The sequence below is a fragment of the Pseudomonas sp. 3A(2025) genome, from assembly GCF_054589175.1.
In genome coordinates, this window is record NZ_BAAILM010000031.1 from 119,991 (window position 1) to 129,861 (window position 9,871).

The following is a 9,871-nucleotide window of genomic DNA, read 5'->3' on the forward strand; positions in this document are numbered from 1 at the left end:
TTGCTTCCATACGGCCGTGGCTAGAGCAGACGTAGCCGTCGTATCTAGATAAAGACGAACGAGAATGAAATACCTGTAAGGTCAGGCAGGGGAAAAGATGTAAAAAATTATTTCAAAGGCTGTATCAGCTCGAATGAATCGAGGCAATCGCCCGTAAGCACTGGGGTGTGCTTACGGGCGACCAGTACCGTGAGGTGTTACAGCACCTGGATGATGGCGTTGCACACCTGGTCGATATTTTTCTGGTTCAGTGCGGCTACACAGATACGGCCAGTGTCCAGCGCATAGATGCCGAACTCGTCACGCAGGCGCAGCACCTGCGGTGCAGTCAGGCCTGAATACGAGAACATGCCTTGCTGGCGGCTGACGAAGCTGAAGTCTTGACCGGCAGGATTATTCGCCAGGCGCTCGACCATGGCTTTGCGCATGCCGTGAATGCGCACGCGCATTTCGCCCAGTTCTTCTTCCCACACCTGGCGCAGGGCCGGATCGTTGAGCACGGCGGCGGAAATGATCGCGCCATGGGTCGGCGGGTTGGAATAGTTGGTGCGGATCACACGCTTGACCTGCGAGAGCACGCGGCCGGTTTCTTCTTTGGAGTCGGTGATGATCGACAGCGCGCCGACACGTTCGCCGTACAGCGACAGCGACTTGGAGAAGGAGCTTGAGGCAAAGAAGGTCAGGCCAGAATCGGCAAACAGGCGCACGGCAGCGGCGTCTTCGTCGATGCCCTTGCCGAAACCCTGGTAAGCCATGTCGAGGAACGGCACGTGGCCCTTGGCCTTGACCACTTCCAGCACCTTTTTCCAGTCTTCCAGATTAAGGTCGACGCCGGTCGGGTTATGGCAGCAGGCGTGCAGCACGATGATCGAGCCGGCGGGCAGGCTGTTGAGGTCTTCGAGCATGCCGGTGCGATCGACATCGTGGCTGGCAGCGTCGTAGTAGCGGTAGGTCTGCACCGGGAAACCGGCGGTCTCGAACAGGGCGCGGTGGTTTTCCCAGCTCGGGTCGCTGATGGCAACCACGGCGCCCGGCAACAGTTGCTTGAGGAAGTCGGCACCGATCTTCAGTGCGCCGGTGCCACCTACGGCTTGAGTGGTCAGCACCCGGCCAGAAGCGATCAGCGGCGAATCGGCGCCCAGCAGCAGCTTCTGCACGGCGAGGTCGTAGGCGGCAATGCCGTCGATCGGCAGGTAGCCACGCGGGGCGTGTTGAGCCACGCGGATCTTCTCGGCTTCGGCCACCGCGCGCAGCAGCGGGATGCGCCCGTCTTCGTCACAGTAGACACCCACGCCAAGGTTGATCTTGGTGGTGCGGGTATCGGCGTTGAATGCTTCGTTGAGGCCCAGGATAGGATCGCGTGGTGCCATTTCGACAGCGGAGAACAGGCTCATTGTTTGCGGCAGCTCTGAGTAGGGGAGGTGTAAGGAATGCACGCCCGGTCCGAATGCCCCAGAGCAGTGCACAAACGGGGAGTCAGTATAGTGAGCTGTGTGCGGCGCCGCGACTGTGCAGCCATGGTTTTTTCAAGGTATTTCAAATTTTTTCTCGAACGATGCGGCGTGTGTAACCTCAACTCTGTAATGGCAGGCTGTAGTACGGTCTTGAAAAGCCCGTTGCCCGGCTCCATCTGATCAGGTCAGGCGTCTTTCGAGAGCAGCGGATGCGGTCCGCTGTCGGCGCCCATCACCCAAGAGGCACGCTATGTCCGAGTTTCAGCTCGTCACCCGTTTTCAACCCGCTGGCGACCAGCCTGAAGCCATCCGGCAGATGGTCGAAGGCATCGAGGCGGGGCTGGCGCACCAGACCCTGCTGGGTGTGACAGGCTCAGGCAAGACATTCAGTATCGCCAACGTCATTGCCCAGGTGCAGCGCCCGACGCTGGTGCTGGCGCCGAACAAGACGTTGGCTGCGCAGTTGTATGGCGAGTTCAAGGCGTTTTTCCCGAATAACGCGGTGGAGTATTTCGTCTCGTACTACGACTACTACCAGCCTGAAGCCTATGTGCCGTCGTCGGACACCTTCATCGAGAAGGATGCCTCGATCAACGACCACATCGAGCAAATGCGCCTGTCGGCAACCAAGGCGCTGCTGGAGCGCAAGGACGCCATCATCGTTACCACGGTGTCGTGCATCTATGGTCTGGGCAGCCCGGAAACCTATCTGCGCATGGTCTTGCACATCGACCGGGGCGACAAGCTCGACCAGCGCGCCTTGCTGCGCCGCCTGGCCGACCTGCAATACACCCGCAACGACATGGATTTTGCTCGCGCCACCTTTCGCGTGCGCGGCGATGTGATCGACGTTTATCCGGCCGAATCGGACCTTGAGGCGATCCGTATCGAACTGTTCGACGACGAAGTCGAGAGCCTGTCGTCCTTTGATCCGCTGACCGGCGAGGTGATCAACAAGCTGCCGCGCTTTACCTTTTATCCCAAGAGTCACTATGTGACACCGCGGGAGACACTGCTGGACGCCATAGAGGGCATCAAGGTCGAGCTGCAAGAGCGGCTTGATTACCTGCGCGGTGCCAACAAGCTGCTGGAGGCCCAGCGCCTGGAGCAGCGCACCCGTTTCGATCTGGAAATGATGCTGGAGCTGGGCTACTGCAACGGCATCGAAAACTACTCGCGCTACTTGTCCGGCCGGCCTTCCGGTGCGCCGCCGCCGACCCTGTTCGACTACCTGCCGGCCGACGCGTTGCTGGTAATCGACGAATCCCACGTCAGCGTTTCCCAGGTTGGCGCTATGTACAAGGGGGACCGTTCGCGCAAGGAAACCCTGGTCGAATATGGCTTTCGCCTGCCCTCGGCGCTGGATAACCGGCCGATGCGTTTCGATGAATGGGAGGCGATCAGCCCGCAGACCATCTTTGTCTCGGCCACACCGGGCAATTACGAGGCCGAGCATGCCGGCCGGGTGATCGAGCAGGTGGTGCGGCCAACCGGCCTGGTCGATCCGCAGGTCGAGATTCGCCCGGCGCTGACCCAGGTCGATGACCTGTTGTCGGAAATCAAGAAGTGCGTGGCGGTCGACGAGCGCGTGCTGGTTACCACGCTGACCAAGCGCATGGCCGAAGACCTTACCGACTATCTGGGTGACCACGGCGCGCGGGTTCGCTACCTGCACTCGGATATCGACACCGTGGAGCGGGTCGAGATTATCCGTGACCTGCGGCTGGGCGCCTTCGATGTGCTGGTGGGCATCAACCTGCTGCGTGAAGGTCTGGACATGCCCGAGGTCGCGCTCGTGGCGATTCTGGATGCCGACAAGGAAGGCTTCCTGCGTTCCGAGCGCTCGCTGATCCAGACCATCGGTCGCGCCGCCCGTAACCTCAATGGCCGGGCCATCCTGTATGCCGACCAGATGACCGGGTCGATGGAGCGTGCCATCGGCGAGACCGAGCGCCGGCGTGACAAACAGATCGCCTTCAACGAGGCCAATGGCATCACCCCCAAAGGGGTGTCGCGCGATGTGGCCGACATTCTTGAAGGTGCCACCGTGCCCGGTGCGCGCAGCAAAAAGCGCAAGGGTGCCGCCAAGGCCGCCGAGGAACTGGCCCGCGCCGAGAACGAACTGCGCTCGCCAAGCGAAATCACCAAGCGTATCCGTCAGCTCGAAGAAAAGATGTACGAACTGGCCCGCGACCTGGAATTCGAAGCCGCCGCACAAATGCGCGACGAAATCACCAAGCTGCGCGAACGCCTGCTCAAGGTTTAAAGCAGTCGCAAGCCGCAAGTTTCAAGCAGCAAGCAAAAGCAGGCGTTTGCCCGGCCCCTGAGTGCACCGCTGCTTGCTTGCCGCTTGTTGCTTGAAGCTTACAGCTGCCGTTAGCTCCTGCTAAGATTCGTCGTTTGATCGACCTATCCGGGATTATCCATGACCACCGTTCGTACCCGCATCGCGCCATCGCCTACCGGCGATCCCCACGTCGGCACCGCGTATATCGCGCTGTTCAACTACTGCTTCGCCAAGCAGCACGGCGGCGAGTTCATTCTGCGGATCGAAGACACCGACCAGGTGCGTTCCACCCGCGAGTCCGAGCAGCAGATTTTCGACGCGCTGCGCTGGCTGGGCATCGAGTGGAACGAAGGCCCGGATGTCGGCGGTCCGCACGGCCCGTACCGGCAAAGCGAGCGGGGCGATATCTACCGCGAATACGCCCGCCAACTGGTGGAGATGGGCCATGCCTTCCCGTGCTTCTGCACTGCAGAAGAGCTGGATCAGATGCGCGCCGAACAACAGGCACGTGGTGAAACCCCGCGCTACGACGGTCGTGCGCTGTTGTTGTCGCCTGAAGAAGTACAGCGCCGCCTGGCCGCCGGCGAGCCGCATGTGATTCGCATGAAGGTGCCGAGCGAAGGCGTTTGTGTGGTGCCTGACCTGCTGCGTGGCGACGTGGAAATTCCGTGGGACCGCATGGACATGCAGGTTCTGATGAAGGCCGACGGCCTGCCGACCTACTTCCTGGCCAACGTGGTCGATGACCATCTGATGGGCATCACCCACGTGTTGCGCGGTGAAGAGTGGCTGCCCTCGGCGCCCAAGCTGATTCTGCTGTACGAATACTTTGGCTGGGACAAGCCGCAGCTGTGCTACATGCCGCTGCTGCGTAACCCGGACAAGAGCAAGCTGTCCAAGCGCAAGAACCCGACCTCGGTGACCTTCTACGAGCGCATGGGCTTCATGCCTGAGGCAATGCTCAATTACCTGGGGCGCATGGGCTGGTCGATGCCTGACGAGCGCGAGAAATTCACCTTGCAGGAAATGGTCGACAACTTCGACCTGTCGCGTATTTCCCTGGGCGGGCCGATCTTCGATATCGAGAAGCTGTCGTGGCTCAATGGCCAGTGGCTGCGTGAGTTGCCGGTCGAGCAGTTTGCCAGTCGTCTGCAGAAGTGGGCATTCAACCCTGAGTACCTGATGCAGATCGCTCCGCATGTGCAGGGCAGGGTAGAGACATTCAGCCAGGTTGCACCGCTGGCCGGCTTCTTCTTCGCCGGTGGCGTGAACCCCGACGCCGCGCTGTTCGAGCACAAGAAGCTCTCGCCTGAGCAAGTGCGTCAGTTGATGCAGTTGTTGCTGTGGAAGCTTGAGTCGTTGCGTCAATGGAACAAGGAGGCGATTACCGCCACCATCCAGGCGGTGGTCGATCATCTGCAGTTGAAGCTGCGCGATGCTATGCCATTGATGTTTGCGGCGATCACAGGGCAAGCCAGTTCGGTGTCGGTACTCGATGCCATGGAAATTCTCGGGCCGGACCTGACCCGTTTCCGTCTGCGCCAGGCGCTTGATCTGCTGGGCGGTGTGTCGAAGAAAGAAAACAAGGAATGGGAAAAGCTGCTGGGCGCCATCGGCTGATCCATTCAGAACGGCGGCCGGACCCCTGAAAACAGGGCTTCGACCGCCGTCCGGCTGCAGGTTTTTTCGGGTTGATACGGTAAGTGTTTGTTATATCGGAATTTTTTTTTGAAATTCCTCGAAAATAAATTTGACAGATATTCCAAACGCTCTTAACATGCGCCCCGTCCACTGATGTGGGGCTATAGCTCAGCTGGGAGAGCGCCTGCATGGCATGCAGGAGGTCAGCGGTTCGATCCCGCTTAGCTCCACCAAATTTCAGATTCAAAGCCTTCCAGCAAAGGGTTTGAATCGACCGGGTAACCGGTCAGAAGAAGGTTTGTCCCCTTCGTCTAGTGGCCTAGGACACCGCCCTTTCACGGCGGTAACAGGGGTTCGAGTCCCCTAGGGGACGCCAGTTTCACCCAGTGATGCCGCAAGGCTGATCTGCGCCGCAAGGCGTTAAATTCGGGGCTATAGCTCAGCTGGGAGAGCGCCTGCATGGCATGCAGGAGGTCAGCGGTTCGATCCCGCTTAGCTCCACCAATTTGCCAGGTTCGCCGAAAGGCGGGCCCGATAGAAGGTTTTGCGTCCCCTTCGTCTAGTGGCCTAGGACACCGCCCTTTCACGGCGGTAACAGGGGTTCGAGTCCCCTAGGGGACGCCAGTTTTACCCAGTGATGCCGTAAGGCTGATCTGCGCCGCAAGGCGTTAAATTCGGGGCTATAGCTCAGCTGGGAGAGCGCCTGCATGGCATGCAGGAGGTCAGCGGTTCGATCCCGCTTAGCTCCACCAATTTGCCAGATTCGCCGCAAGGCGGATTCGATAGAAGGTTTTGCGTCCCCTTCGTCTAGTGGCCTAGGACACCGCCCTTTCACGGCGGTAACAGGGGTTCGAGTCCCCTAGGGGACGCCACAATTTTCCGCGTATGCGGGCCCAAGGGTCATTCGTTTATTGAATGGCCCTTTTGTTTTTTAAGTGCTTGTTTTTCCAGCGCTTTATTTTCCTTGTCCTCACCCGCCATGCCCTGCACCTGCGCTTGCTACACTGCTTTGTCTAATGAAGCCGCCACCGCAAGGAGCACGCATGGTCTGGGACCTCGCAACGCCTTTCATCATCGATCTGACTGTCACAGCCGACGATATCGACGGGCTGGGCCACGCCAACAATGCGGTGTATGTCGCCTGGCTGGAGCGCTGTGCCTGGCGGCATTCGCAGCAGCTTGGGCTGGATCTGAGTGAATACCGACGTCTGGATCGGGCCATGGCGGTGATTCGTCATGAAATCGACTATTTGGCCAGCGCCTATGAAAACGACGAGCTGCAACTGGCTACCTGGATCGTTGATTGGGACAAACGTCTGAAAATGAGGCGGCGTTTTCAATTGCGTCGCGCTGCCGATGGTATGACTCTGCTGCGCGCGCAAACCACGTTTGTCTGTATCGAGCTATCCAGCGGCCGTCCCAAACGCATGCCCGATGAGTTCATCGACGGTTATGGTGCAGCAATCTGCCCAAGCGCCGTTTCCATTCCCGGTAGCGCCCAGTAAACTGCCGGACTTTTTTTCGAGTATCACCCATGCAAATTGCCCTGGCGCCCATGGAAGGCCTGGTTGACGACATTCTGCGCGATGTACTGACCCGGGTCGGTGGCATCGACTGGTGCGTGACCGAGTTCATCCGGGTGACCGACCGGCTGATGCCGGCCAGTTATTTCTACAAGCTGGCCTCCGAGCTGCCGAACGGTGCAAAAACCGCCGCTGGTGTACCGATGCACGTGCAGTTGCTCGGTTCCGATCCTGGATGTCTGGCAGAAAATGCCGCCTTTGCCTGCGAGTTGGGCGCGCCGGTGCTGGACCTCAACTTCGGCTGCCCGGCCAAGACCGTCAATCGCTCGCGTGGCGGTGCGATTTTGCTGCGCGAGCCTGACTTGCTGCATTCCATCGTCAGCCAGGTGCGCCGTGCGGTGCCTGCAGACATTCCAGTGACCGCCAAGATGCGTCTGGGTTATGAAAATACCGATCAGGCCCTTGATTGCGCCCGTGCGCTGGTCGATGGCGGCGCGGCCCGGATCGTCGTGCATGCGCGCACCAAGCTCGACGGCTACAAGCCGCCGGCACACTGGGAGTGGATTGCGCGGATTCAGGAAGTGGTCAAGGTGCCAGTGGTCGCCAATGGCGAGATCTGGAGCGTCGAAGACTGGCAGCGTTGCAAATCTGTCTGTGGCGCTAAAGACATCATGCTGGGTCGTGGGCTGGTCGCGAAACCTGACCTGGCGCGGCAGATCGCGGCAGCAGCGCGTGGCGAGACCGTCGAGCCCCTGACCTGGGCCGAGCTGCAGCCGATGCTGCGCCTGTTCTGGGCCGCGTGCCTGGTCAAGCTGACCGCGCTACAGGCGCCGGGCCGCCTCAAGCAGTGGCTGGTGCTGCTGACCAAGAGCTATCCCGAGGCCACTGTGATGTTCGACCTGTTGCGTCGTGAAACCGATTGCGAGCGGGTCGGCATGCTGTTGGGCTATGCGCCTGAGCCCTTGCCGGCTTGAGTCAAACAGGCGCTTTCGAGAAATCCTCCTGCAAATGTCCCTGCAGCCGCAGCAGGGCTTCAAAGGCTGGATCTTCCAGCGGTTCGCTGAACAGATAACCTTGATAGATATGACAGCCTGACTGCTGAAGAAACGCCAATTGTTCGGGCGTTTCCACGCCTTCGGCGACCACATGCAGGTTGAGGCTCTGGGCCATGGCCGCGATGGCACGGATGATTTCTGCGTCATTGGGATCGGAGCACGCGTCGCGCACGAATGACTGGTCGATCTTCAAGGTGTCGATCGGCAGGCGCTTGAGGTAGGTCAGCGACGAGTAACCCGTACCAAAATCGTCCATTGCGAAGCTGATGCCTATTTTTTTCAGGCGCAGCATCTTGGTAATGGTGTCATCCATGTTCTGAATGACCATGCTTTCAGTGATTTCGAGCTTGAGCATGCTGCCGGGCAACTGGCAGGTGCGTAGCGTGCGCTCGATACGTTCGACAAAGTCGTTCTGGTGAAACTGGCGCGGACTGATGTTGACGGCCATCTTGAAGTCGTCTCGTTCGATCAGTCCCTGGCGCAGTAACTGGCTGCACGCATGGCACGCCTGTTCAAGTACCCGGCTGCCGACTTCCAGAATCATCCCGCTTTCTTCCAGCACTGGCACAAATTGCGATGGGGCGAGCAAGCCGTGCTCAGGGTGCTGCCAGCGCAGCAGAGCTTCTGCGCCGACGATTCGTTGGTCGCGGGCGTCCACCTGGGCCTGATAGCACAGATAAAACTCGCTGCGCACCAGCGCCATGCGCAAATCGTTTTCCAGACGCAGACGGTCGCTGGCGGCTTTCTGCATGCTGTAGTGAAACAGCTGTGACGTGTTGCGCCCTGAGTCTTTGGCGCGATACAGGGCGATGTCGGCGCGCTTTAGCAGGTCGGCGGGGTTGGTGCCGTGGTCGGGGATCAGGGCGATGCCGATACTGGGGGTGACCTGCAAGCGGTGGCCGTCGAGAAACATCGGCTCGGAGAGCAGTTCGCGCAGGGTATCGGCCTGTTCGCGAACTTGCTCGGTGACCTGCTTGCGTGGGCCTTCCAGGCCGCTGATCAAGACCACGAACTCATCGCCGCCCAGCCGCGCTACCGTATCTTCCTGGCGCACGCTGGCCTCCAGGCGGGCAGTGACGATCTTCAGCACGCTGTCGCCCAGCGGATGGCCCAGCGAATCGTTGATGTGCTTGAAGTGATCCAGGTCGAGAAACATCAGCGCACCGCGCAGGTTGTGGTGCCTGAGTAGAGAAATCTGCTGGCTGAGCCGGTCGTTGAGCAGGGCGCGATTGGGCAGGTTGGTCAGTGGGTCGTGATAGGCCAGGTGTTGAATCTGGGCCTGGGCGCTCTTGAGTTGGGTGATATCCCGAGCCGTCATCAGCAGGCAGTCGATGTCGTGCAGGGTAATGGGCTCGACGCAGACATCCAGCACCAGCAAATCGCCTTGTTTATTGCGCCCGAGCATCTCGCGGTGATGGATGCGGCCATGCTGTTGCAGGAGTTCTACCATCTGCAGGCGTTGTTCGACGCTGCCCCAGATATTGATGTCGTGCGCCGTGCGCCCCAGCACCTCGTCGATGGCGTAGCCGGTCAGGCGACAGAAACCGTCGTTGACCTCCAGGTAGCGGCCGCTGATGCGTTCGGTAATGGTGATCGAGTCGGGGCTGGAGTGAAACGCTTTGGCGAATTTTTCGCGGGTGTCATCCAGCGCCGCCTGGGCTTGCTGGCTGGTGATGTCGAGCAGAGTGCCGAACAGGCGCAGCGGCGCACCATGCTCGTCGCGGTACAAGCGCGCACGGGTTTCCAGCAGGCGCGTGCTGCCGTCTGGCAGGTCAAGGCGATAGGTGGCGTGCAGCGTGTCGTCGTCAGCGTCGAGCCAGCCGCGATACAGGCTGAGCAGGCGCTGACGTTCATCCGCCGGCAAGCAACGGAAAAAAGCTTCGCTGGGCTGGCGCCAGCCCCAAGCCGGCA

6 protein-coding genes and 6 tRNA genes are annotated in these 9,871 nt (G+C 60.1%); 10 read left to right on the forward strand and 2 right to left on the reverse strand.

Annotation, left to right across the window (positions count from 1 at the left end):
• Positions 1 to 197 precede the first annotated feature (197 nt).
• Entirely contained in the window at positions 198 to 1,394 is a 1,197-nt protein-coding gene (locus tag ACYP2A_RS11805) for an amino acid aminotransferase (protein WP_459745175.1), read from the reverse strand.
• A 310-nt stretch (positions 1,395 to 1,704) separates the two neighbouring features.
• On the opposite strand from ACYP2A_RS11805, the gene uvrB reads away from it, so the two are divergent.
• The 10 genes from uvrB (at position 1,705) to ACYP2A_RS11855 (ending at position 7,879) form a co-directional block, all read left to right on the forward strand.
• On the forward strand, positions 1,705 to 3,720 hold the full coding sequence (gene uvrB / locus ACYP2A_RS11810; protein ID WP_459745176.1) for an excinuclease ABC subunit UvrB: 2,016 nt from the start codon (positions 1,705 to 1,707) through the stop codon (positions 3,718 to 3,720).
• Positions 3,721 to 3,879: 159 nt separating this feature from the next.
• Positions 3,880 to 5,361, forward strand: coding sequence for a glutamate--tRNA ligase (gltX, locus tag ACYP2A_RS11815; protein WP_459745177.1), 1,482 nt, complete (start codon positions 3,880 to 3,882; stop codon positions 5,359 to 5,361).
• Positions 5,362 to 5,539: 178 nt separating this feature from the next.
• Positions 5,540 to 5,615 (forward strand) — tRNA-Ala (locus ACYP2A_RS11820).
• A gap of 67 nt (positions 5,616 to 5,682) precedes the next feature.
• Positions 5,683 to 5,758, forward strand: a tRNA-Glu gene (locus ACYP2A_RS11825).
• 52 nt (positions 5,759 to 5,810) lie between these two features.
• Positions 5,811 to 5,886 (forward strand) — tRNA-Ala (locus ACYP2A_RS11830).
• 44 nt (positions 5,887 to 5,930) lie between these two features.
• A tRNA-Glu gene (locus tag ACYP2A_RS11835) sits at positions 5,931 to 6,006 on the forward strand.
• 52 nt (positions 6,007 to 6,058) lie between these two features.
• Positions 6,059 to 6,134, forward strand: a tRNA-Ala gene (locus ACYP2A_RS11840).
• A 44-nt stretch (positions 6,135 to 6,178) separates the two neighbouring features.
• Positions 6,179 to 6,254, forward strand: a tRNA-Glu gene (locus tag ACYP2A_RS11845).
• Positions 6,255 to 6,425: 171 nt separating this feature from the next.
• Complete coding sequence (locus ACYP2A_RS11850; protein WP_459745178.1) at positions 6,426 to 6,887, forward strand: acyl-CoA thioesterase; 462 nt, start codon at positions 6,426 to 6,428, stop codon at positions 6,885 to 6,887.
• Positions 6,888 to 6,916: 29 nt separating this feature from the next.
• Positions 6,917 to 7,879: a tRNA dihydrouridine synthase gene (locus ACYP2A_RS11855; RefSeq protein ID WP_459745179.1), complete on the forward strand. Its 963-nt coding sequence runs from the start codon at positions 6,917 to 6,919 to the stop codon at positions 7,877 to 7,879.
• 1 nt (position 7,880) lies between these two features.
• Here the strand turns inward: ACYP2A_RS11855 and ACYP2A_RS11860 are convergent.
• Positions 7,881 to 9,871 (reverse strand): putative bifunctional diguanylate cyclase/phosphodiesterase (locus ACYP2A_RS11860; RefSeq protein WP_459745180.1); only part of this gene is annotated, 1,991 nt, incomplete at its 5' end.